This window comes from Nocardia sp. NPDC058640, assembly GCF_042716995.1.
GTDB lineage: Bacteria > Actinomycetota > Actinomycetes > Mycobacteriales > Mycobacteriaceae > Nocardia.
Map to the genome: position 1 here is coordinate 353293 of NZ_JBHXRG010000001.1, position 20813 is coordinate 374105.

The following is a 20813-nucleotide window of genomic DNA, read 5'->3' on the forward strand; positions in this document are numbered from 1 at the left end:
GCGAGGTGATGATCGTGGACGTGGCGCAGATCCGTGATTCCAGACGGTGGCTGATGCTCGCGCTCGGTGTGTTCGCGCAGACCTCGAGTTCGATCTTCATCCACGGCACGCCCTTCCTGCTGCCGGCGCTGACCGCTCGCGGTGACTCGCTGGCGTCCGCGGGGGCTTTGGTGGCACTGCCGACCATGGGTTTGGTCTGCACCCTGATCGCTTGGGGGTACGTGGTCGACAAGATCGGCGAACGGGTCGCGCTGGTGGCGGGAGCACTGCTGATGTGCGTGGCGGGCGTCGGCGCGGCCCTGGTGGACAGCCCGATTGCCTTCGCCGCGCTGCTGTTCGTGGGCGGTATGGGCGCCGGCAGCTCCAACAGCGCCAGTGGCCGGTTGATCGTGGGCTGGTTTCCGCCGGACCGACGCGGCGTGGCGATGGGAATCCGCCAGGCCGCACAGCCCCTCGGTGTCGGCATCGGCGCGATGACCATCCCGTGGGTCGCCCAGCACCACGGCATCTCGTCCGCGTTGCTGGTCCCCGCGATCATGGGCGGCCTCGCCGCGATCGGCTGCCTGATCGGCGTGATCGACCCGGACCGCCCACCCACCAAGGCCGCCGATCGCGCCAACCCCTACCGCGGTGATTCCACCCTGTGGCGCATCCACGCCGTCTCGATCCTGCTCGTCATCCCCCAGGGCACCCTGTGGACCTTCGGCCTGCTGTGGCTGCACAGCGACCTGGGCTGGTCATTGGCCGCCGCGGGCGCCTTGATGACGGTGACCCAATTCCTGGGCGCCGCAGGAAGAATCGGCGCGGGCGCCTGGTCCGACCGCGTCGGCTCCCGCCTGACTCCCCTGCGCCAGGTAGCCATCGCCGCCGCCATCACCATGGCCGCCCTGGCCGTGACCACCTGGACCGATTGGTGGTGGGCCGCGGTCCCCCTGATGGTCGCCGCCTCGGTGATCTCGGTCTCCGACAACGGATTAGCCTTCACCGCCGTAGCCGAAATCGCGGGCCCCTTCTGGTCCGGCCGAGGCCTGGGCATCCAGAACACCGGCCAAAACCTCGCAATAGCCTTCGTCCCACCAGTTTTCGGCGCCGTCATCGCCGCCACCGGCTTCCCCACCGTCTACGCCTTGGCTGCGGTGGGCGCCGCGGCCGCGATCCCGCTGGTACCGCGCAGCCCACGAAAGTAGCTGCCCACCAACTACTTTCATCACCCCATCCGAAATCCTCTCCAGCACAGCTGAATACCCGTATTCGATACTCGCCGAAGACAATTCGCAGAGATACCCGCGAACGACAAAGGCTCGCCCCGACGTTCAGCCGGAGCGAGCCTTTGACGTACAGGATCAGACGATAGCGGCGATCCGGTCGCCGACCTCGACAGTGGAGGCGGTGCCGGTGCGCGACGCCAGGTCCTTGGCGACAGCGGACTCGATGCGTGCCGCACCCTCGGTGTTACCCAGGTGGTTCAGCATCAGCGACACCGACAGGATGGCGGCGGTCGGATCGGCCTTGGACTGGCCCGCGATATCGGGAGCACTGCCGTGCACCGGCTCGAACATCGACGGGTTCACACCCGAGGCGTCGATATTGCCCGAGGCGGCCAGGCCGATACCACCGCTGACCGCGGCGGCCAGGTCGGTGATGATGTCGCCGAACAGATTGTCGGTGACGATCACATCGAAGCGACCCGGATCGGTCACCATGTGGATGGTGGCGGCGTCGATGTGCTGGTAAGCCGTTGTCACATCAGGGAATTCGGCCGCGACCTCGTCGACGGTCCGCTGCCACAGCGACCCAGCGAAGGTGAGCACATTGTTCTTGTGCACCAGCGTCAGATGCTTGCGACGAGCCTGCGCGGTCGCGAACGCGTAGCGCACGACCCGCTCGATCCCGAACCGAGTGTTGTTGGAAACCTCGGTAGCCACCTCATGCGGCGTGCCCACGCGAATCGCGCCACCGGTACCCGTGTACGGACCTTCAGTACCTTCACGCACAACCACGAAGTCGATATCCGGGTTACCCGCCAGCGGACTGGTGACGCCCGAGTGCAGCTTCGACGGCCGCAGGTTCACATGGTGATCCAGCGCGAAACGCGTCTTCAGCAACAACCCACGCTCGAGCACACCCGAAGGAACCGACGGATCACCGATCGCGCCCAACAGAATCGCATCGTGCAGCTTCAACTCGGGCAGCACCGACTCGGGCAGAATCTCCCCGGTCCGGTGATAACGAGCCGCACCAAGGTCATACTCGGTCCGCTCAACCCCCGGCGACACCACATCGAGCACCTTGAGCGCCTCAGCAATAACCTCAGGACCGATGCCGTCACCGGCGATAACTGCAAGCTTCATGAACTAGCTCCGTTCGAAGTCGGGGCGGACGATGCCGCGCCGGGATACAGGTGCGCGCCGCCACCGTGAGGTGACGGCGCGCAGCTGCCGATGTCCCGGCTGACCGGGACGAACAACTCAGACCAGGTCTACGAGAACGACCTTGGCAGCACCGACAGCCTCGGCGATCGCGGTCTGCACCGCGGCCGGAACATCGGCGTTCACGCGCAACACCACGGTCGCACCCTCGGCATCCACATCCTGGCTCAACTGCGCAGCCAGAATATCGATCTCGGCCTCACCCAACAGCGTGCCGATCTTGCCCAGCGCACCCGGCTTGTCGCTGTAGTTCAGCACCGCCAGGTTCAACCCCTCGGCACGCATGTCGTAGTTACGCCCGTTGATGTTGACGATCTTCTCGACCAGGTTCGGCTCGGTCAGCGTCCCGGCCACATTCAACGTGGACCCGTCGCCGAACACCGCACGCAGATCAACAACACTGCGGTGAGTCGGGCTCTCCGAAGCAGTGGTGACCGTGGCGGTGATCCCACGCTCCTTGGCCAGCGCCGGCGCGTTGACGAAGGTGACCTGGTCCTCGACCAGCGCCGAGAACACCCCGCGCAGCGCGGACAGCTCCAGCACGCCCACATCCTGCGAGGACAGCTCGCCACGAACCTGCACCTCGACACTGACGGGCAGCTCGTTGGCGATGGCACCCAGCAGCGCGCCCTGCTTGCGCACGACGTCCAGCCACGGCGCGACCTCGTCGGTGACAGCACCACCGGTGACGTTCACCGCACCGGGCACGAACTCCCCGGCCAGTGCCAGCAGCACCGACTTGGCGACATCGGTGCCCGCGCGGTCCTGCGCCTCGGAGGTGGAGGCACCCAGGTGCGGGGTCACCACGACCTGCGGCAGGTCGAACAGCGGCGAGTCGGTGCACGGCTCGGTCTCGAACACGTCCAGGCCGGCGGCACGCACGTGGCCGGACTTGATCGCGTCGGCCAGGGCCTGCTCGTCGATCAGGCCACCGCGCGCGGCGTTGACGATGATGACGCCCGGCTTGGTCTTGGCCAGGGTGGTGGCGTTGAGCATCCCCTTGGTCTCGGGGGTCTTGGGCAGGTGGATCGACAGGAAGTCGGCGCGCTCGAGCACCTCGTCCAGGGTCAGCAGTTCGATGCCGAGCTGGGCCGCACGCGCGGGCGAGGTGTAGGGGTCGTACGCGACGATCTTGGTCTCGAAGGCGGCCAGACGCTGCGCGAACAGCTGGCCGATGCGGCCGAGGCCGATCACGCCGACGGTCTTGCCGAAGATCTCGACACCGTTGAACTTGCTTCGCGCCCAGGTCTTCTCACGCAGGGTGGCGTCGGCGGCGGGGATCTGACGCGCGGCCGAGAGCAGCAGCGTGACCGCGTGCTCGGCGGCGGTGTGGATGTTGGAGGTCGGCGCGTTGACGACCATCACGCCACGCTCGGTGGCGGCGGGCACGTCGACGTTGTCCAGGCCGACGCCCGCACGTGCGACGATCTGCAGTTTCTTGCCCGCTTCGAGCACTTCGGCGTCGACGGTGGTGGCGGAGCGCACGAGAATCGCGTCGGCGTCGGGCACCGCGGCGAGCAGGGCGGCGCGGTCCGGGCCGTCGACCCAGCGAACCTCGACACCGTCACCGAGTGCGTCGACGGTCGACTGGGCGAGCTTGTCGGCGATCAGAACTACTGGACGGCCTGCTTGGCTCACAGTGGGGTACTCCTGGTGAAGAGAGGGGTCGGCAGTTACCGCCGCCCAGAATAGTCGCCCACCGCAGGCTGTCCTTACCCCCCTGCCCGAAAACCGGGTGAACGCTGGGCCCTGTCGCCGCTAACCTCACCTCATGTCCTTGCGCACTGTCCCCGACTCGATGGATCCAGCCGTGGTGGCCGCCGTCGACACCGTGCTCGACCAGGTGTGCGCGCAGCACAACGTGACTGTGCGGTTGGCCATCGAAAGTGGTAGTCGCGCTTGGGGTTTCCCCTCCCCGGACTCCGATTACGACTGCCGTTTCGTCTACGTGGCAGGCCTGGAAACCTATCTGTCGCCGTGGCGCACCCGCGATGTCATCGAAACCCCGCTGATCGGCCTGCTCGACGTGAACGGCTGGGATCTGGCGAAGGCCCTGCGTCTGCTGGTCGCGGGCAACGCTGTGCTGGTGGAGTGGTTGATGTCGCCGATCGTCTACCGCGGCGACGAGGCGTTTCGCACCCGACTGCGCGAAGTGGCCACCGAGGTGGCCGACCGCGACCGCATCGCCAGGCACTACCTGCACCTCGGGATGCGCCAGTGGGCACTGCAGGCGCAGAAGGGCGGGTTGAAGAAAGTGTTCTATTCGTTGCGTCCGGCGATGGCGTTGCGCTGGTTGCACGAGCATCCGGGGGCCGCGGTGGCGCCGATGCACCTGCCGACGCTGCTCGCGCAGTGCGAGCTGCCCGCCGATCTGGTCGCCGCGATCGCCGACCTGACCGAGTTGAAGTCGCGGACCAGGGAGATGGGGATGGCGGAACCGCCCGCGGTGATCGCGGCGTTCATCGCCGACGAGTTCGAACGGGCGACCGCGGAGTTCGCCTCGCGCGGTCCGCGTGACCTGACTGCGGCCAGGGCGATCACCGACGAGTTCTTCCGGGCGGAGGCGCTGAGGTAGTAGACCTACCCCGACAAAGCAGAAACTCCGCACCAACAGGTGCGGAGCTTCACATTCGTACGCTGTTCAGCGCAGAATCAGATGGCGCGAACGTCCTGAGCCTGGGGGCCCTTCTGACCCTGCCCGACCTCGAACTCCACGCGCTGGCCCTCTTCGAGGGACTTGAAGCCGGAGCCGCCGATCGCGGAGTAATGCACGAAGACGTCCGGGCCGCCTCCGTCTTGTGCGATGAAGCCGAAGCCCTTTTCGCCGTTGAACCACTTAACAACACCCTGTGCCATTTCAAAAACCTTCTGTAGATGAGCTAGGTCCTAATAGTCCGGCCCTGGTCTCGATGACCACTCTGCCACGAATCTGCGAATTCCTCCACATCCCACTGTGCAAAGTGTGCGAACTGTGAGCAAGGCAACCCCCGCAGATGCTGCCAGCTGGAGGTGTCACAGAAGGTGACCCAGCTCGCTATGGAGGTGGATGCTGGGCGTATGCCGAGGTAGTTGCTCCACGGATGCCGGATTAGCTGGCCACACACACCAAACCGACTGGCACGCTTCACCATCGAGAACCCTATGCATTAGTGACGCATCATCGTCAGCGGCCCTTTACATTTTCCAGAAACCCAGTACGGCAAATTCTCTACCAGCGTATTTTCCGAGTTCGTGAGGGATCGCACGGCTCACGGAAAATCACGCTAGGAGCTGACAGTGCTGCATATCAACCATTTCACTTACGGCTGGGTAACGCCCCTGCTGGCCTATCTGATGTCGGTCATCGGGTCGATGCTGGCGCTGCGTTGCATGGTTCGCTCGCGCGCTTCCGGTAGCCACGGAGGCTGGCTCACCGCCGCCGCGATCGCACTGGGTGGAACCGGTATCTGGGTCATGCATTTCATTGCCATGCTCGGTTTTTCCGTGCACGGCGCGACCATCCGCTACAACGTCCCGGTCACCCTGTTCAGCGCCGCGGTGGCGATGGGCGTGGTGTGGTTGGGACTGTCGATCGTGGTGCGTCGCAGCTGGGACAGCGCCGCGTTGCCGGTGGGCGGCACGATCACCGGACTGGGCGTCGGCGCGATGCACTACTCGGGCATGTACGCGATGAAAACCGACATCGCGATCGTCTACGACCCGCTCGTGGTCGCGGTGTCGATGGTGATCGCGGTGGTCGCCTCCACCGCGGCGCTGTGGTTCGCCCTGCACGTGCACGGCATCCTGGCCACCGTCGCCGCCGCGCTGCTGATGGGCGTGGCCGTGTGCGGCATGCACTACACCGGCATGTTCTCGATGAGCGCGCACACCACCGCCACGGTCAACCACGCTTCCGGCGCCACCGCCGCGCAGCTGCTGACCCCACTGATCATCTGCATCAGCATGATCACGATGATCCTGCTGATGCAGGTCGGCATCACCGAAGCCGAGGACCCCAGCCTGACAAGGCCTGCCCACCGTCAGCGCGCGAGCCGTTTCTGGCCCAGCGGCCAGAACTAACCGGCCTGCACGTTGTGGGCCTCCGGGCCGCGCCGGGTCTCGGTGACGGTGTATTCCACCCGCTGACCGTCGCGCAACGTGCGGAAACCCTCGCCCACGAGCTCGGTGTACTCGACGAACACGTCGGGACCACCGGCGTCGGGGGTGATGAAACCGAAGCCTTTGCCGCTGTCGAACCAGGTCACGACCCCGCTTGGCATCAACCGACCTTCCGATTCCTGTGCCTGCCAGCCTGTTTCGTCCATCGTCGCACGTCGGGGCGTCCGACACGAAAGACCGGGGATTGCCGACAGCGTTGTCCCCGGTCGCGCACTGGATAAGCTCGAAGTACGGTCCACGCCGGACCGGGTCTGCGCGAGAACGGAGATTCGGTGCGCCCTTCGACCGTTCGCTGCGCCGTGGAGGCCGTGACGATCTTCGTCGCCACGTCGGTGGCCGTGTTGGCGATCATGCTGCCGATCAGTTTCGCGTCGTTGGCGTCGTCGGTGCACGTGGACCTGCTGGTGTTCAATGTTCCGCGCGCGATGACCGGTGGGGCGTTCATGGCGGTGATCACGGGCGCGGTCACCGTGGCGATCGGCGGGGTGCGCACGGCCCGTTGGACCTCGCTGCTGGCGCTGGCCTGCATCCTGCTGAACCACCTGACCCTGGCCAACAGCAGCACCGACGGCCTCGACGGGCTGTCGCTACCCACCTTGAATTTCATCGATGCCCTGCTCGCGGGCATCGTCGTGGGCGCGCTGGCGGTGGCGGTGTGGGGCGAGCCGCTGCTGCGCACGGTGTACATCTTCGCCATGCTCGGCGCCACCATCCTCGGTGACCTCACCCAGTCCCCCACCGACGCGGACTCCGACGGTCTGAGCGGCGCACTGGGCGGCACCATGCCGCTGTGGTTCATCGCGGCCAGCGTGCTCACCCTGGCCTATTTCGCGCTCACCACCCCGGCGCCACCTCGCACCACCGCCGAAAACGCCATCCCGCTGGCACCGGTTTTCGCCGCCCTGATCGCCTTCACCACCACCATCGTCACCGCGTTGGCCGTGGCCGCGCACAAGACCAGCGCCCCGTATCTGATCATCGCCGCGATCGTGGTCATCGCCGCCGCGGTCGTGGCCGCGCTGATTCTGCCCGGCCGTGACGGCATTCTGCTGCTGTTGATGAGCGGTTTCTCGGTGGCGGGCAGCTTGGTCGTCACGCTGCCGCGCTCGGGCTGGATCGACCTGGCCACCCTGGCCACCACCGCCGTCGCCCTCTGGCTCGGCATCCGCACGCCCCGTCCGCTGGTGGCCGCGGCCGGCGTGTTCGCCCTGGCCTGCTTCGTGTTCGCCACCGACATCGTCCACCCGCACGCGGGCCTGACCGCCGCGCTGGGCTGCCTGGCACTGGGCGCGGTCGCCGGTTACTGCCTTGGCACATCGGTGCCGATCAGTCCCACCGCGGGCGTCGTTGGCCTGGCGACCCTGTTCGTGCCGTCGGTGGGAGTCGCGCTCAGCGACAGCGATTTCGGCCATCTGGCCTACTCCTCGTCGTGGTACCGCACCTCGGAGGTAGATCGCGGATTCGGCCCCGGCGCCGTCGCGATGGTGGTCGCGCTGGGCTGCGCGATCGCGGTGTGGTCGCTGATGCGTCACCGCCCCGCGACACCGCAGCCGTAACCCTCCTTGCCGAATCGACCATCCCGGAACGGCGAGACCGCGCCTGCGACAGCTGTTTTCGGGTATACCCAGATCATGAGTTTCCCGGTGTCCTTCGGGTTCGCCCAGGTCGGTCTCCTGGCACTGATCGCCCTCGCCGTCGCCCTGCTGATCATGGCCGTGTCCGCGCGCCGCCGCGGCCCCAAAGCTGTTGCGGGCCGAGCACTTCCCGGCCTCGCCCTGCTACTGGTAGCGGTGGTCCTGCTCTGGATCGCCACCCTGCTGCAGACCTATCTCGGATTGACCGGCGAAATCAAAGCCGCGCACGTGATCGCGAAACCCGTTGCGGACCAAGATCATCAACTCGACATCGAACTGACCCAGTTCAACGAAGACGGCACCACCACCCAGTCCACCCACCGCATCACCGGCGACCAGTGGACCCTGCAGTCCAACATCGTCGAGCTGGAACCCTGGGTCAACGCCCTGGGCTTCCACTCCGGCTACAAGATCAGCCGCCTCTACGGCCAACGCACCGACGGCAAAGCCACCAACCAGGACCACGTCCTGCTCAACGGCGGCGACCGCGACTTCTTCGAAGACATGAACGAAAACCGCTGGTACACCAACCCTTTCATCCGCTCCGCCTACGGCAACGCCGTCATCGCCACCCCCGGCGAATACGACGTCTATATCTCCCGCGACGCGATCAAGGTCCGCGAAGCCCAGCCCTAGAGCGTGCCGAAGTCCTGCACCCACTGCGGGCCCTGCGCACCGAACCCCACGCCGACACCGGTGTCGACCAGCTGACAGTTCACGATGTTGGCGCGATGCTCGGCGCTGCCCATCCACGTGGCGACCACGTCTTGCGCGGACTGCTGTCCACCCGCCAGGTTCTCCGCGACGATCTGCGCGGGCGCGTAACCAGCGGCCGCGACGCGATCCGCGGCCGCGAGACCTTCCGGTGAGCTGTGACTGAAGTACCCCCGAGCGGCCATGTCATCGGCGTGCGCCTGCGCCGCGGCCGCCAACCGGGAGTCCTCCTGCAAGGGCGCACACCCGTGCTGCCCACGTTCGGCGTTAACGAGGCCGAGCACCTGCGCACGCATGGTCCCCGCGTCCTGCACGGCCATCGGCTGTTGTGGTTCCTCCGCCGACCCAGGAGGCATCTGATCAGCCGACCCCGACGAACCAGCACCCGCCGACCCCGCTCCCGCCGACCCGAACGGTGGAATCGGAATAGGCAACGGCAAGGCCGACACAGCCGCCGCAGGCGAAACGAGCACGGCCGACAAACCCACGATGACCAGCGTTTTCCGAAGATTCCGCATTGCTTTCAGTCCTAGTCCCGACCCAGGCTGATTACTTGGTGAACCGTCAACCAGACTAGGAGAGATCCGCTCGATCGCCGACATCCCAAACGATCACAATCGCCCGACCAACACCTCAGATCGTGATCTTCATGGCATTGACTCCCGCACAGGCCCCGAGGAAATCCGCGACCACCGGCCGATCGTCCGCGGGCCGCGACACCACCACCAACTCACAGGGCCCGATCCTGTCGACGGGCCGAAAGACCACCCCGGGATCACGATGAAACAGTCGCGTCGACTCCGCGGTCAGCCCGACCCCCGCCCCGTGCGCCACCGCCGCGACCAGCTCCCCGATCCCGTTCACCTCGGTGGCCACCCGCACCGGCGCGCGCCCACGGTCGGCCTCGGCCAACCAGAACACCCGCGCGCACCCGGTCTCGCCGGGCAGCGCGACGAACGCCTCATCGAGCAGTTCGGCGAACGGCACCGAAGCCGCGGTCGAAAGCCGGTGTCCAACAGGCAGAATCACCCACCGCGGTTCAGTCGCCACCACTGTCACGCGATAGTGCTGCTGCCGTTCGAACGGCGCCCGAGCGAACACCACATCCGCCTCGCCTGCCTCGAGCGCGGCGATCGGATCAGCGAACCCCACCTGTCGCAGCAGCACCTGCCACGCCGGATTTCGGCGGGTGAAGTCCGCGATCACCGCCGGTGAATGCTCGTATTCGGCGCCCGGCTGGAACCCGATCCGCAACACCCCGGTGACGCCGTGCGCGGTCAGGCGGGCGTGATCGATGGTGCGGACGATGCGGTGGTAGGCGGGTCGCAGTTCGGTGACCAGCTGGATTCCCAGCGGCGTGAGCCCCACCGCGCGCGGGTTGACCCGGTCCACCAGTGGTGCGCCGATCCGTCGTTCCTGGCTCTTCACCGACTGGCTGATGCGGGCCTGCGACAGATGCAATCGCGTTGCGGTGCGGCCGAAATGCAGTTCCTCGGCCAGCGTCAGCAGGATCTCGATATCGCGTAGTTCCATCGTGTTCTCCCTTGTCTTCTCCACTGTCGCACCGACCGCGACGTGCAGGAAGTTCCGATCGCGCACTGTTGCGATACGCCGCGCGTATAGCCGTCTACGGTGATAGCGTTCGGCCATTCCAGAAACGGCGGTGCCCACGATGTTCACCCCCTCCGGCCTCGAATTACGTCACCTGCGCGCGTTCATCGCGGTGGCCGAAGCGCTCAATTTCGGCCGTGCCGCGCGCAGCCTGCACCTCACGCAGCCCTCGCTGAGCAGGCAGATCCGACAGCTGGAGCGCCTGCTGGGCACCCAACTGTTCGCCCGTGACAGCCACAGCGTGAGCATGACCGCCGCGGGCGATGCCCTGCTACCGCACGCCCGCCTGGTCCTGGCCGATCTCGATACCGCGGTGTCGGCGGTGCGCGACGCCGCGGGCGAGGCCGCGGTGCTCGTGCGGCAACTGTGGGAGCCGATCGCGCGAATGTGTGAAGCCGACGCGGAATTCTCGCGAATCCGCTCGGAACTGGAACGCATCTACGCGCACTATCCCCCACCTGATTCGGTGGAAATTCGCCCCGTGAACGCGGGTGGCGTGCCCGGCGTCGAGCTGCGTCCCGCGCGGCGCACCGGGTTGACGATCGTCTACTTGCACGGTGGCGGAATGGTTTTCGGCTCCGCGTACGGTTATCGCGGCCTGGCCGGTCGCCTGGCAGTGGCCGCCGACGCCACCGCCATCGTCCCCGACTACCGGCTTGCCCCCGAGCACCCGTTTCCGGCGGGCCTCGACGACGCTGTGCGCACGTACGAGTGGGTGTGCGAACGCGGCACCGCCCCCGATGACATTGTGCTGGTGGGCGATTCGACCGGTGGGGCGTTGGTGCTGTCGACCCTGCTGCGCATCGCCGCGTCGGGCGGGCGAATGCCCCGATCCGCCATTCTTTTGTGTCCAGCCGCGGGACATGTTGCGCAACAGGCTGATTCCGCCGAACTATCCTGGGAGCAACGCCTCTACCTTCGAACGACAGCCGCCTACCTCGGCACCGACCGGACCCAATGGGAGCGCGACGACCCGATCACCGCCGACCTGACGGGCCTGCCGCCGCTGCTGGTGCAGATCGCCAGCGGCGACATCCACAGTCACCGGACCCGCACCCTGGTCGAGCGAGCCACCGCGTGCGGCGTCGACATCACCTTGGAAACCTATGCCGCCGAGGAGCACGTTTTCCACGCGTTCTGGTCGATTCTGCCCGACGCCGACGAGGCGATGGAGCGGGCCGGCACCTTCGCGAAAAGCACCGATAAGCGAAAGTGATCCCCACGCAACGGTTCTGCCCGTTGTTCGAAAATTCCCCCCGGCGCACCGTTATCCCATGACTACTGACATCACCCCCTTCACCCTCCACATCCCCGACGCCGACCTGCACGACCTGACCCGCCGCCTCGCCAACACGCGCCTGCTGAGCGACATCCCCGACCCCGCCCCCGTCGATGTCGGGATTCCCATCCCCGCTGGCTGGGAATACGGCGTCCCCGTCGCCTACCTGCGACCACTACTGGACAAGTGGCGCGAATTCGATTGGCGCGCAGTAGAACAGCGCCTCAACGCTGTGCCGCAGTTCGTCACCGAAATCGACGGCCAGACAGTGCATTTCGCGCACGTCCGCTCGCCCGAGCCCGACGCGGTGCCGCTGCTGATGCTGCACGGCTGGCCGAGCTCCTTCGTCGAATTCCTCGATCTCATCCCGGAACTCACCGACCCCCGCGCCGCCGACCTCGACCCGTCCTGCGCCTTCCACCTGGTCATCGCGTCCTACCCCGGCTTCCCCCTGTCCGGCCCGACCACCGAAAGCGGCTGGAACCCCCAGCGCATGGCCGCCGCGATGACCACCCTGATGGAACGCCTGGGCTACGACCGCTACGGCGTGCACGGCAACGACGCCGGCGCCATCATCGCCCCCGAAATCGGCAGGCGCGCACCGGAAAACGTGATCGGCATCCACGTCGACCAGATCTTCTCCTTCCCCGTAGGCGCCCCCGGCGAATTCGACGACCTGGGCCCCGACGATTACGCCGCCCTGGAATTCGGCCAGAACTACCTCCAGCGCGCCATCCACGACAGCTCCCAACGCGCCCAACCCCACACCCTCTCCCACGCCCTGTCCGACTCCCCCGCGGGCCAACTCGCTTGGCTTGCACAACTTCTCGCCCACAACGTCTCCGACGAAGCCATGCTCACCAACGCCACCCTCTACTGGCACACCAACACCTCAGCCTCCTCAGCCCGCTTCTACTTCGAAAGCGCCCACGCCCCCACCCCCACCACCCCCACCACCGTCCCGATCGGCCTAGCCGCCTTCGGCGACGACTTCACCCCACCCCGCAAATTCGCCGACCGCGACCACACCAACCTCGTCCACTGGCGCGAATACACCGCAGGCGGCCACTGGGCCGCCTACCAGGTCCCCGCCCTACTCGCCCAGGACATCCGCGACTTCTTCGCAAAGGTGGTGTGACCCAGTAGAGCAATGTGGTGTGACTATGCACCATCCGGTGTACAGTCACACCACATGAGCGACCATGAATTCACCCTGGTTCTCGATCGCACACCCACCGACGATGAACTCGACTCACTGCACGATGCCGGACTCGACGACTCGACACCCGAATTCGGCCCCCGAACCGTCCCGGTCCTGCATATTCACCGCAGCGACGACTCTTTGGCGTCGGCCATCGTCAGCACGATCAGCCAAGCCGAGGCTGCCGGTTTCACCGTTGTCGGCGTCCGCACAGAGAACCTGGTCGCCCTGAAGACCATCGCAGGCCGAACCGCCCGCACATACGAAGGCGTCCGCCGCCTCGCACAAGGAGAGCGCGGGCCCGGCGGCTTCCCTGCACCGATGAGCGGCGATGGCTACTCGCTGTACTCATGGACCGAAGTCGCCCGATGGTTTGCCGAGCACTACGGAATTCCTGACACGACCACGTACCACGACCGAATCGTCGCCGCCGCAGACCATATGGTCCGCGCCCGCCACCTACTCGGCGGCAGCGTCGGCCAACTCGCCGCACTCGCAAGCTGAAGATCAGAACACTCACACAACTAGGCGCGCGGTGGCACGGGTCGATCTCGTCACGATCGTGCGAAATCGTGCAGAAATGGTTTAGCCTTGACTAAAGTTCCGCTCGAGCGCGAGGCCGTCTGCGAGGGCAATTGGTGCCGCATCTCGTACGCAGTGCGTACGGATGGAACAACGGCACCCGCCAAGAAGGTGATGTCGTACCTCAGCGAGGGAACCTGGGCAGGCGGCGAGGAAAATGGGATGCACGCAGACGAGCAAGTCGACACCTACGCCAAACTGATGCACACGATGCAGTACTACGCCGAGCACGGCGAAGGCGACCGAAGCGAGTCGATGAACGGACTCGAAGACGGCATATTCGAGTTCAAAGCCGGTCGAGCTCGAATCGCCTTCTACGACACACCCGGCGACGGGTCACACACCCCGAAGCGAAAGCTTCGCGATCGAGACAGCGCCCCCTATCCCGACAGTGCGACCTGGTTCATCCCAGACCTCGATCCACAGATCAGACTGTGTAACGGCTGGCCGAAGAAGGGCAGACTCGCGAAGCCCAGCGACATCGGGTTCGCACGAAAAGTACGGACGGAGGACCTCGGTCATGACAAACAATGACACCGAGTACGCGCGGTACGCGGCCACGGCACAGGGCGCGATCGAACTGGCGGCAGCGTCTGCGACAGCGGAGGTGTCTCGACTGTTCCGCTGGCTGAGCACGAGGTCAGGCCCGAAACAGAAGCAGATCGCCGACTTGCTGAAAGTGTCGGAAGGTCGCGTTTCACAGGTCCTCAACGGCGACGGCAACGTCACTGTGGCCGCGTTGGCAAAGTATGCGCGTGCGTATGGCTACACGCTGAGCCTTACCCTGACGCCTATCGAGGACGGCACGCCGTCGTATCCCCAGAGCTCCCACCGACGACGCCGCGGCAACGCTCGCTCCACGGATGAGCCGGTCACGAACCGCCACATCGCCGACCATTGGGTGCCGTTGCGCGGACACCTACCCGCACACACGAACGACACCACAACGTCGACCGGAGGGCTCCGGTGAAGTTGACGATCCTGCTCGCCGATGCGGCTCAAGACGCGCCGAACGGCAAGATCAGCGCGCTCGGCGCCGGCTGGACACGGATATCTCACCCAGTCCGGGGATTCGTCGTCCTAGGTTTCGCCGAGCTCGGGCGTGACGAAGCGGACCGACCACACAAAATAGTGATCACTCTCTGCGACGGCGCGGGCAACCCGTTCAGGGGAGATCTCGACGAGGAGGTGATCCGCGTCGACGTCGGATTGGACGGTGGCCGCGCCGACGATCTGGCAGAGTACGAATCCGTCCGGATCCAATTCGCGGTTCAGATTCCGGCAGGAATGCCTACGCCCCCAGGCGGATACGAGTTCCAGGCTGTCGCTGACAACGATCCGCAGTCGCGTACCTCGTACCAGTTTCGCGTGATGGAACCGTTGCCGAACGAACGGACGGCCGCCGAGTAGCCGGGATCCTCACAGCGGCCCTGTTGTCGCTGGAACATCAACATCTCCAGGCGTCAACTGCACACTCCGCAGCAACCACGGTCCATCACCGAACGGCAGCTCCCCACTCCGAACCCCGAGGTCTTTGCGGGCGCATTCGTAAAAGGCGTTCCGCTTGTGACCAGTCCCCTCGTAAGCGCTGAGGTAGTCGGCATGGCTCATCTCCTCACCCAGCGCGACCAGACTCAGCTCCCATACGGCCTTGTTCCAAACCCGCGCCGCCGCAACCGCTTCCGGTGACCCGAGCAGTAGCACCATCTCCCACTTCAACGTCTTCTCGGAATCCGCGTCAGCCAGCAGCAACGCACCATCCTCAGCTGAAATCGGTTGTCCCGCATGAGGAAAACCCCTCGCCGCCGCCATCCGCTGAGACACCACCGAGAAGTGCTTCAGCGCATGAGCGAACTCGCTATACGCCACCAGCCGCCGATCATCCCACCGACTACGCTGCGAACGCCGCCACTTCGACCGCTCGGTCAACGCCGCCCCCGCGAACGTCGCCCCCGCCCCTAGAAGGACCCCAGCCACGGTAATCAACTGCTGCACAACGGAATTCATGTACCCATTGTGGAGGCAAGGCGCCCGCTCAGCGGATCATTTCAGTGTTGCGCAGGAAAGCCCCGCCGGACGGCAGTCGCACAGTCACCCGCAACCCCCCACCCTCGCGCGGGGTCAAGGTGAGAGTTCCGTCGTGGGCTCGGGTGATGCTGTTGACGATGGCCAGGCCGAGTCCGTCGCCGGTGTGGTGGGTACGCACGCGTTCGGTGCCGCGCCACCTACGGCCTGTGCCAGATCTACGACAACGAACCCTGGCACTACGAACTGCGCCCCGAAGCCATCACCGACGGCTGCCCACCGCAATACTCCGACCCCACCGAGGATCCTCGGATGCAGACGGGGGTGTGATCATCGCGGGTTGGCACCCTATGACGGCCGATCGTCAGTCGAACAGTTCGCCCGCGCAAGTCGCGGTCACGGCCTGCAGCAGCCATGCATGAAGCTGATCGACGTCGACAGTTTCGGCAAGCACTGTGCGCTGGGCGACGGAAAGCTCGATTCCACGGCCGGTCAGCACGGTCACCACAGCGTGCGCAGCTTCCTCGACTCGCACCTCCGCACGACCCTGCTCACGCCCCTGAGCCCGCAACCGCTGCGCAGACTCCGACCGGAAGAACGCCAGATCCATGTCCATTTTGTCCCTCCAGAGTTGGGCAGCGTCGGTGTGCGAGATTCCCTGTTCGATCAGTTCGGCGTAGAACTCGGTCTCATCATCGGACCCCCGTCTCCGGAAAGCCACGATGATCGCTTCCAGTATCGCATTGATCTCCGGCTCGCGGGCATGAGTAATCGCTGACAGCGCGGCCAGCGGCAGGTCGGCGAGCACCTCCGCGGGGTCAGTGATCGCGGGCACGTTGTGCGGCCCGAGAACCATCGGCTGCAAGGTGAAGGTCGTCCAGCCCCGGTAGGTCAGCGTCAATGGCTTACTCGCCCACGCGGCGGTCTCTTTGTCATGGCAGACCACCACCAACACCACCGGCAGCTCGTACTTGTTGTGCAGGAACGTCACGTAATACGACCACGCGGCGATCCTGGTGAGATCCCTGCACGACTGCGCTTCGACGATCAGCAGGAACTCGTCCTCCGCGGTCGTGACCCGCAAGATCGTGTCCGCACGCCGCTCGACCGGTGCCGTCGTAGTGAGATCGACCGAAATCTGTTCCACGGCAATGGGATCGGGGAACGGAAGACGGAGCACACGGAAGGCGCGTCCGACTGCGGCCGCGTCGTAGGTGAAGATCCCGTGCATCGCCTCATGCGATGAGCTGATCATGCGGCGAGACTATCAATTTTCGAACAGCCGTTCGAATCAGGCAAATCCCCCACCGCAAAACTCACAGCACGCCACGCTTGCGGTTGCCGAACGTAGGGTTAACCCTATGGACGTCACCGCACACGCCTCCCGCAGCGGTGGATGGTGGGCCATCTCGGTTCCCGAGGTACCCGGCCTGTTCACCCAGGTTCGCCGACTCGATCAGGTCGTCGCGACAGTCCGCGACGCTGCCGAATCGTTCGATGTCGAAACGGTCACCACTGTCCGACAATGGAGAAGCGAACGTCCTGTCGAAGTCGACCCTCGCCACCTCCCCTGATTCTCAGGTCGTCGGCAGCACCAGCTTGTCGAAGAATGCCCTCTTGCGCGCGGTATTTCGGTGCCGCCTACCCGCTGACGACAGTCAACTCATGCCCAGAGACGCTCACGCATGTCTGTGGGCGAATGAACGATGTTCTGCCTCCTCCCACGCGGATGTAATTGATCCAAGACGCGGATCACCCCGCACGACGAAGGGCCAGGCAGATGTCCGAACGCGATATGACCATGATGTACGCAGCACACGATGCGTTCCGGCGCGACCTCCGCGCCCTGTCCACCACCCCGGATCATGAACGCTGGACGCAGTTCCGAACCCAACTGTCGGTCCACCACACCGCGGAGGACGTCGTGCTCTGGCCGAGCCTGCGCCGCCGAGGCGTGGACGCGCAGCTGGTCGAGGCGATGGCCGCCGAACACGACCGCATCGATCCCCTACTGGCCCAAGCGAATCGGGCCTTCGACACCGCAGGACCGGAAGCCGCGCGACCGACGCTGGTGGCCTTGTCGGAGCTGCTGCACAACCACCTGGAGCACGAAGAGCAGGAAACACTGCCGTTGATCAACGATCGGGAATGGTCCCTGCTGGACCGAGAGATGCGCCGCCGCATAGGTTTACGCGGTCTTCGGTCGTACTATTCGTGGCTGCTGCGCGACGTGGAGGGCGAACGGCGCCGCCGGGTACTGTCCACGGTGCCCGGCCCACTGCGCCTGGTGATCTCGTAGACGAGGAGTCGGATCGTGCACGTGGCATCTACTGTCGCAGGTCGGGGTCTTGGTCGCAGGCTGACCGCCGGATCGGTCCTGCTCTTCTCGGCACTGATCTCGGGATGCGGGTCGAATCAGCCGGAACCAATCGAGAACTGCGCGGCAACGTTCGATTTCCGGTCGTCGCAACAACCGCTCGGCGACGGCGCGTGGCTCCATCGAGCCGCGCGCACAGTTGCGTTGGGGCACGAGCCGGTGTCCATGCGAGATGTGACAAGGGCCGCCGGCCTGAAGGACGAATGGGATCGCATTGTCGTCGTTTTCCCGGGAACCGAAGCGGCCGAATTGAATTCATCCAGCGGGATCGCCGACGTATGTTGGAAGAACCTCCCTCCGACGTATCGCGACGACACACCGCACGCGGCGTACTACCTGTTCGTCCAACAGCAGATGCCCATCCAGGCCGTCCGGTGGAGCTTTCCGTTCGATCGCGAGTTCGACTTCATCAACCCCCGCGTCACGGTCGTCCACCCAGACACGATCCTCACTCCAATCCACGTGCCCGGAGTCGATCCATACCTGCGCCCGGCAAGGAGTTTCTAAGATGGCGCTTGACTACATTATCGCAATCGCAACGGCGAACACCCCGGCGATGACAGCCGAGCTGGTTGACACAATTGGCGTGAATAAGAACATCTTTCCGAATTCAGACGTGGATCGGCTATTGGGATCGGGCGTAAAGTCCAGCCAGGGAATGCACGTTAGCGTCAAGCAACACACGTCGCCAGCGTGGGGAGATCTAATCGAGGAGGAGTTCGGCTTCCTTCCGACAGTGACGGTGTACTTCAGGCTGGACAAGACCAGCTCACTTACCCGACAGGGCGATGACATCGCCTCCTTAGCAGCGGAAATCCTTCGACAAGAATCTGGCGACTTCATTCTGTATTTCATGGAATCGGGAGACGTTTGGGCCTTCCGACGCGGGGGCGACCTGACGATCAGCGAGTCCGACTACATCTGGACTGATACCCGATTACCCACGTTACCGACGCCCTATACTCGAAAGAACCTGACCTTTGAATAACAACCCACTGGAATATCTCGGCCTTCGATTCATAAACTTTCGCGATTACAATTTCGGATCCGACGGTAATCACAAATTCCACTGGGTGGATGTGAGAACGTTCAAGATCTCTCACCCTGATGCCGCAGACGAGGAGATCATCTCGAATGTTCTCGCCACCGACGAATATCGAGATGACTACGCAGGAGGTGGCATCGACCCTGGTGGAATCCGGCACGGCCCCTATTGGATTTCCAGCATCTCGCCGTCGTCGTTTGATGCGATAGACGCCTCCGTTGCGGCGGATATATTTGATCGGTGGCGACAAAATTGCGGAGCCACGCCGCCTGCACTAGCGAATGACTTAGAAGACGCGGTCGTCAATGTAATTGCACGAAGCGACTCTGTTTACACTCTCAAGAGACTTGATCCAACAGCGATAAACGACTACGGGGATCTCCACATCTAATTCCATGAACTGATTACCATATGCAGAGCGACCGGCGAAGTAGCGCTTATAGTGCTGACGGATGACTGATACTTAGCGATTAAGTTCGAACCCGATGCGGCAACAACGGAAGGACCAGCAGTGAGTAGTGGCAGTTTGCATTTGGATTTCGACCTTTTTCTCCTAATGGGCATGACCTGTCCAATAGATCGGAAGATCGCTACAGTCGAGCAGTTCGACCTCACGATCGAGCAGGCACAAGCGGTCGGAAAGCACATTAGCGACCAGTTGAATTTTAGTCCCGATCAATTCTCAAAGCTTGGAAACCTCCTAGGGGTGGACGTCCCAGAGGCCGAGTACCCAGCAGTTTCGTATCGGTCGATTATTTGGCCCGATTTAGAATTTTCGGCCGTGGGACATGCCGGATACTGGCACACCGGACGGTTTCGGCGAGTCGAATCAGCGGCACCACTGACCCTTGTCAACCCGTTATCGATACCCATATGGAGCTGCACGATGGACGAGGTCGCCGTATCCTTCGCGGAGATGGAAGCTGGCGACTCCATACCACCGTACGAGGAAATTCTGTTTACGGCAGCAGATGGCGCACGCTACGGTGCGGGATTTAGCTGGGGCCTCCTGCAAAGCATTGAAAAACTGCCTTCATGATATCCGGGCGAGAGCCTGGTGAATTACCTGACCCGACCATTGGTCGCCGATCCTATTCCGGGTTGAGGGACAGCGTCGTGGGGACGGGCGCTGCGTAGGCGTTGGTCGCGATCATCGCCGGGTCGCACTGGGGAGCAGTCGAGCCGAAGACGAAACTGCGTAGCGCCAGGAAGCGCAGTCCGCCGACCACCGCCATGATCGCAAGTACGGCGCCCGCCTGCACGGCCCCACCGAGGTTCGGTGCCACCACATCCAGTCCAGCCAGCGCCCCCGTGCTGATCCCGAGTCCGAGCAACGCCAGCCCGCCACCCTCCCACTGCGCGGTGAACCCGCCGACGCGATCGCCCGCCCGGAAGGTGAGTTGGCGGTGCAGTTCGTTCGCGATCACCGTGCTCACCATCGATCCGGCGACGTTGGCGACCAGCGGTCCGCTGCCGTGCATGGTCATGAACAGCAGCACGTAGGCGATGTTGCTGGCACCGCCGACCAGGGCGAACCGGATCAGTTGGGCGAAGGGGTGGTCGCTGCGCAGGTAGTGCAGCGCGCGGCCGAAATCATTGCGCGGCACGGGAATCCACGCCGCGAAGGCGCTGGTGGGAAGCATTCCCGGATGGATGATCTGCGGCGCGGTCATGTTCGTTCCGATCGAGCGTGCGGATTGGGCAGTGCTGCCTGACGACCCTTGTGACTATACGTAGATGTATACGTATACACAACCC

27 protein-coding genes are annotated in these 20813 nt (G+C 64.6%); 17 read left to right on the forward strand and 10 right to left on the reverse strand.

Features of this window, described 5'->3' with window-relative positions:
- The first annotated feature begins 8 nt into the window (after positions 1 to 8).
- Positions 9 to 1187, forward strand: a complete 1179-nt coding sequence (locus ACFWU5_RS01765) for an MFS transporter (protein ID WP_379266199.1) — start codon at positions 9 to 11, stop codon at positions 1185 to 1187.
- Positions 1188 to 1343: 156 nt separating this feature from the next.
- Here ACFWU5_RS01765 and ACFWU5_RS01770 read toward each other — a convergent pair whose 3' ends face one another.
- Complete coding sequence (locus ACFWU5_RS01770) at positions 1344 to 2351, reverse strand: 3-isopropylmalate dehydrogenase (protein WP_379240616.1); 1008 nt, start codon at positions 2349 to 2351, stop codon at positions 1344 to 1346.
- 117 nt (positions 2352 to 2468) lie between these two features.
- Positions 2469 to 4067: a phosphoglycerate dehydrogenase gene (gene serA, locus ACFWU5_RS01775; protein ID WP_379240614.1), complete on the reverse strand. Its 1599-nt coding sequence runs from the start codon at positions 4065 to 4067 to the stop codon at positions 2469 to 2471.
- Positions 4068 to 4200: 133 nt separating this feature from the next.
- Here serA and ACFWU5_RS01780 point away from each other — a divergent pair, with 133 nt between their 5' ends.
- Entirely contained in the window at positions 4201 to 5004 is an 804-nt protein-coding gene (locus tag ACFWU5_RS01780; RefSeq protein ID WP_379265782.1) for a DNA polymerase beta superfamily protein, read from the forward strand.
- 77 nt (positions 5005 to 5081) lie between these two features.
- Here ACFWU5_RS01780 and ACFWU5_RS01785 read toward each other — a convergent pair whose 3' ends face one another.
- Positions 5082 to 5285: a cold-shock protein gene (locus ACFWU5_RS01785; RefSeq protein WP_056812000.1), complete on the reverse strand. Its 204-nt coding sequence runs from the start codon at positions 5283 to 5285 to the stop codon at positions 5082 to 5084.
- Between the two features lie 420 nt (positions 5286 to 5705).
- Between ACFWU5_RS01785 and ACFWU5_RS01790 the strand changes: the two genes are divergently transcribed.
- Positions 5706 to 6488 carry an MHYT domain-containing protein gene (locus ACFWU5_RS01790; RefSeq protein WP_379240612.1) on the forward strand — a complete coding sequence of 261 codons (783 nt, stop codon included), beginning with the start codon at positions 5706 to 5708 and terminating at the stop codon, positions 6486 to 6488.
- Here the strand turns inward: ACFWU5_RS01790 and ACFWU5_RS01795 are convergent.
- Entirely contained in the window at positions 6485 to 6688 is a 204-nt protein-coding gene (locus ACFWU5_RS01795; RefSeq protein WP_379240611.1) for a cold-shock protein, read from the reverse strand. The genes ACFWU5_RS01790 and ACFWU5_RS01795 overlap by 4 nt on opposite strands.
- A 171-nt stretch (positions 6689 to 6859) precedes the next feature.
- Here ACFWU5_RS01795 and ACFWU5_RS01800 point away from each other — a divergent pair, with 171 nt between their 5' ends.
- On the forward strand, positions 6860 to 8143 hold the full coding sequence (locus ACFWU5_RS01800) for a hypothetical protein (protein ID WP_379265783.1): 1284 nt from the start codon (positions 6860 to 6862) through the stop codon (positions 8141 to 8143).
- A gap of 75 nt (positions 8144 to 8218) precedes the next feature.
- The gene (locus ACFWU5_RS01805; protein WP_379265784.1) at positions 8219 to 8857 is read left to right on the forward strand and encodes a hypothetical protein; all 639 of its coding nucleotides are present in this window, start codon (positions 8219 to 8221) and stop codon (positions 8855 to 8857) included.
- Here the strand turns inward: ACFWU5_RS01805 and ACFWU5_RS01810 are convergent.
- Together ACFWU5_RS01810 and ACFWU5_RS01815 are read right to left on the reverse strand one after the other, a co-directional pair.
- A complete protein-coding gene (locus tag ACFWU5_RS01810) occupies positions 8854 to 9453 on the reverse strand; it encodes a CAP domain-containing protein (protein ID WP_379265785.1) in 600 nt (199 codons plus the stop codon). The genes ACFWU5_RS01805 and ACFWU5_RS01810 overlap by 4 nt on opposite strands.
- Positions 9454 to 9568: 115 nt before the next feature.
- Positions 9569 to 10534: a LysR family transcriptional regulator gene (locus ACFWU5_RS01815; RefSeq protein ID WP_379265786.1), complete on the reverse strand. Its 966-nt coding sequence runs from the start codon at positions 10532 to 10534 to the stop codon at positions 9569 to 9571.
- Positions 10535 to 10607: 73 nt separating this feature from the next.
- On the opposite strand from ACFWU5_RS01815, the gene ACFWU5_RS01820 reads away from it, so the two are divergent.
- The 6 genes from ACFWU5_RS01820 to ACFWU5_RS01845 all read left to right on the forward strand — a co-directional run bounded on the left by ACFWU5_RS01820 (position 10608) and on the right by ACFWU5_RS01845 (position 15018).
- A complete protein-coding gene (locus tag ACFWU5_RS01820) occupies positions 10608 to 11762 on the forward strand; it encodes an alpha/beta hydrolase fold domain-containing protein (protein WP_379265787.1) in 1155 nt (384 codons plus the stop codon).
- Between the two features lie 58 nt (positions 11763 to 11820).
- Positions 11821 to 12963, forward strand: a complete 1143-nt coding sequence (locus tag ACFWU5_RS01825; protein ID WP_379265788.1) for an epoxide hydrolase family protein — start codon at positions 11821 to 11823, stop codon at positions 12961 to 12963.
- A 54-nt stretch (positions 12964 to 13017) separates the two neighbouring features.
- Positions 13018 to 13530, forward strand: coding sequence for a hypothetical protein (locus ACFWU5_RS01830; protein WP_379240604.1), 513 nt, complete (start codon positions 13018 to 13020; stop codon positions 13528 to 13530).
- An 87-nt stretch (positions 13531 to 13617) separates the two neighbouring features.
- The gene (locus ACFWU5_RS01835) at positions 13618 to 14142 is read left to right on the forward strand and encodes a hypothetical protein (RefSeq protein WP_379265789.1); all 525 of its coding nucleotides are present in this window, start codon (positions 13618 to 13620) and stop codon (positions 14140 to 14142) included.
- Positions 14129 to 14578, forward strand: coding sequence for a helix-turn-helix domain-containing protein (locus ACFWU5_RS01840; RefSeq protein ID WP_379240602.1), 450 nt, complete (start codon positions 14129 to 14131; stop codon positions 14576 to 14578). The genes ACFWU5_RS01835 and ACFWU5_RS01840 overlap by 14 nt, the downstream gene beginning before the upstream one ends.
- Positions 14575 to 15018 carry a DUF6941 family protein gene (locus ACFWU5_RS01845; RefSeq protein ID WP_379240601.1) on the forward strand — a complete coding sequence of 148 codons (444 nt, stop codon included), beginning with the start codon at positions 14575 to 14577 and terminating at the stop codon, positions 15016 to 15018. Before ACFWU5_RS01840 ends, ACFWU5_RS01845 begins: the two co-directional genes overlap by 4 nt.
- A 9-nt stretch (positions 15019 to 15027) precedes the next feature.
- On the opposite strand, the gene ACFWU5_RS01850 is transcribed toward ACFWU5_RS01845, so the two are convergent.
- The 3 genes from ACFWU5_RS01850 to ACFWU5_RS01860 all read right to left on the reverse strand — a co-directional run bounded on the left by ACFWU5_RS01850 (position 15028) and on the right by ACFWU5_RS01860 (position 16888).
- Positions 15028 to 15615: a hypothetical protein gene (locus tag ACFWU5_RS01850; protein WP_379265790.1), complete on the reverse strand. Its 588-nt coding sequence runs from the start codon at positions 15613 to 15615 to the stop codon at positions 15028 to 15030.
- A 28-nt stretch (positions 15616 to 15643) separates the two neighbouring features.
- The gene (locus ACFWU5_RS01855; protein ID WP_379240600.1) at positions 15644 to 15814 is read right to left on the reverse strand and encodes an ATP-binding protein; all 171 of its coding nucleotides are present in this window, start codon (positions 15812 to 15814) and stop codon (positions 15644 to 15646) included.
- A gap of 183 nt (positions 15815 to 15997) precedes the next feature.
- A complete protein-coding gene (locus ACFWU5_RS01860; protein WP_379265791.1) occupies positions 15998 to 16888 on the reverse strand; it encodes a hypothetical protein in 891 nt (296 codons plus the stop codon).
- 106 nt (positions 16889 to 16994) lie between these two features.
- On the opposite strand from ACFWU5_RS01860, the gene ACFWU5_RS01865 reads away from it, so the two are divergent.
- From ACFWU5_RS01865 to ACFWU5_RS01890, 6 genes are all read left to right on the forward strand, one after another.
- The gene (locus ACFWU5_RS01865) at positions 16995 to 17207 is read left to right on the forward strand and encodes a hypothetical protein (protein WP_379240598.1); all 213 of its coding nucleotides are present in this window, start codon (positions 16995 to 16997) and stop codon (positions 17205 to 17207) included.
- Positions 17208 to 17413: 206 nt separating this feature from the next.
- A complete protein-coding gene (locus ACFWU5_RS01870) occupies positions 17414 to 17932 on the forward strand; it encodes a hemerythrin domain-containing protein (protein ID WP_379265792.1) in 519 nt (172 codons plus the stop codon).
- Positions 17933 to 18175: 243 nt separating this feature from the next.
- Positions 18176 to 18517 (forward strand): hypothetical protein, encoded by a 342-nt coding sequence (locus tag ACFWU5_RS01875; protein WP_379265794.1) that lies wholly within the window; start codon positions 18176 to 18178, stop codon positions 18515 to 18517.
- Position 18518: 1 nt separating this feature from the next.
- Positions 18519 to 18998, forward strand: a complete 480-nt coding sequence (locus tag ACFWU5_RS01880) for a SitI3 family protein (RefSeq protein ID WP_379265795.1) — start codon at positions 18519 to 18521, stop codon at positions 18996 to 18998.
- An 85-nt stretch (positions 18999 to 19083) separates the two neighbouring features.
- Complete coding sequence (locus ACFWU5_RS01885) at positions 19084 to 19446, forward strand: hypothetical protein (protein WP_379265797.1); 363 nt, start codon at positions 19084 to 19086, stop codon at positions 19444 to 19446.
- A 120-nt stretch (positions 19447 to 19566) separates the two neighbouring features.
- Positions 19567 to 20094: a hypothetical protein gene (locus tag ACFWU5_RS01890; protein WP_379265798.1), complete on the forward strand. Its 528-nt coding sequence runs from the start codon at positions 19567 to 19569 to the stop codon at positions 20092 to 20094.
- Between the two features lie 52 nt (positions 20095 to 20146).
- Here ACFWU5_RS01890 and ACFWU5_RS01895 read toward each other — a convergent pair whose 3' ends face one another.
- Entirely contained in the window at positions 20147 to 20728 is a 582-nt protein-coding gene (locus ACFWU5_RS01895) for a GtrA family protein (RefSeq protein WP_379265799.1), read from the reverse strand.
- Positions 20729 to 20813: the final 85 nt, after the last annotated feature.

Coding starts and splice junctions, on each gene's coding strand:
- ACFWU5_RS01850 (WP_379265790.1), bottom strand. CDS start 15,615: ATGAATTCCGTTGTGCAGCAGTTGATTACCGTGGCTGGGGTCCTTCTA.
- ACFWU5_RS01810 (WP_379265785.1), bottom strand. CDS start 9,453: ATGCGGAATCTTCGGAAAACGCTGGTCATCGTGGGTTTGTCGGCCGTG.
- ACFWU5_RS01880 (WP_379265795.1), top strand. CDS start 18,519: ATGGCGCTTGACTACATTATCGCAATCGCAACGGCGAACACCCCGGCG.
- ACFWU5_RS01825 (WP_379265788.1), top strand. CDS start 11,821: ATGACTACTGACATCACCCCCTTCACCCTCCACATCCCCGACGCCGAC.
- ACFWU5_RS01785 (WP_056812000.1), bottom strand. CDS start 5,285: ATGGCACAGGGTGTTGTTAAGTGGTTCAACGGCGAAAAGGGCTTCGGC.
- ACFWU5_RS01875 (WP_379265794.1), top strand. CDS start 18,176: ATGCGAGATGTGACAAGGGCCGCCGGCCTGAAGGACGAATGGGATCGC.
- ACFWU5_RS01820 (WP_379265787.1), top strand. CDS start 10,608: ATGTTCACCCCCTCCGGCCTCGAATTACGTCACCTGCGCGCGTTCATC.
- ACFWU5_RS01830 (WP_379240604.1), top strand. CDS start 13,018: ATGAGCGACCATGAATTCACCCTGGTTCTCGATCGCACACCCACCGAC.
- ACFWU5_RS01765 (WP_379266199.1), top strand. CDS start 9: ATGATCGTGGACGTGGCGCAGATCCGTGATTCCAGACGGTGGCTGATG.
- ACFWU5_RS01780 (WP_379265782.1), top strand. CDS start 4,201: ATGTCCTTGCGCACTGTCCCCGACTCGATGGATCCAGCCGTGGTGGCC.
- ACFWU5_RS01805 (WP_379265784.1), top strand. CDS start 8,219: ATGAGTTTCCCGGTGTCCTTCGGGTTCGCCCAGGTCGGTCTCCTGGCA.
- ACFWU5_RS01795 (WP_379240611.1), bottom strand. CDS start 6,688: ATGCCAAGCGGGGTCGTGACCTGGTTCGACAGCGGCAAAGGCTTCGGT.
- ACFWU5_RS01770 (WP_379240616.1), bottom strand. CDS start 2,351: ATGAAGCTTGCAGTTATCGCCGGTGACGGCATCGGTCCTGAGGTTATT.
- ACFWU5_RS01870 (WP_379265792.1), top strand. CDS start 17,414: ATGTCCGAACGCGATATGACCATGATGTACGCAGCACACGATGCGTTC.
- ACFWU5_RS01840 (WP_379240602.1), top strand. CDS start 14,129: ATGACAAACAATGACACCGAGTACGCGCGGTACGCGGCCACGGCACAG.
- ACFWU5_RS01895 (WP_379265799.1), bottom strand. CDS start 20,728: ATGACCGCGCCGCAGATCATCCATCCGGGAATGCTTCCCACCAGCGCC.
- ACFWU5_RS01860 (WP_379265791.1), bottom strand. CDS start 16,888: ATGATCAGCTCATCGCATGAGGCGATGCACGGGATCTTCACCTACGAC.
- ACFWU5_RS01865 (WP_379240598.1), top strand. CDS start 16,995: ATGGACGTCACCGCACACGCCTCCCGCAGCGGTGGATGGTGGGCCATC.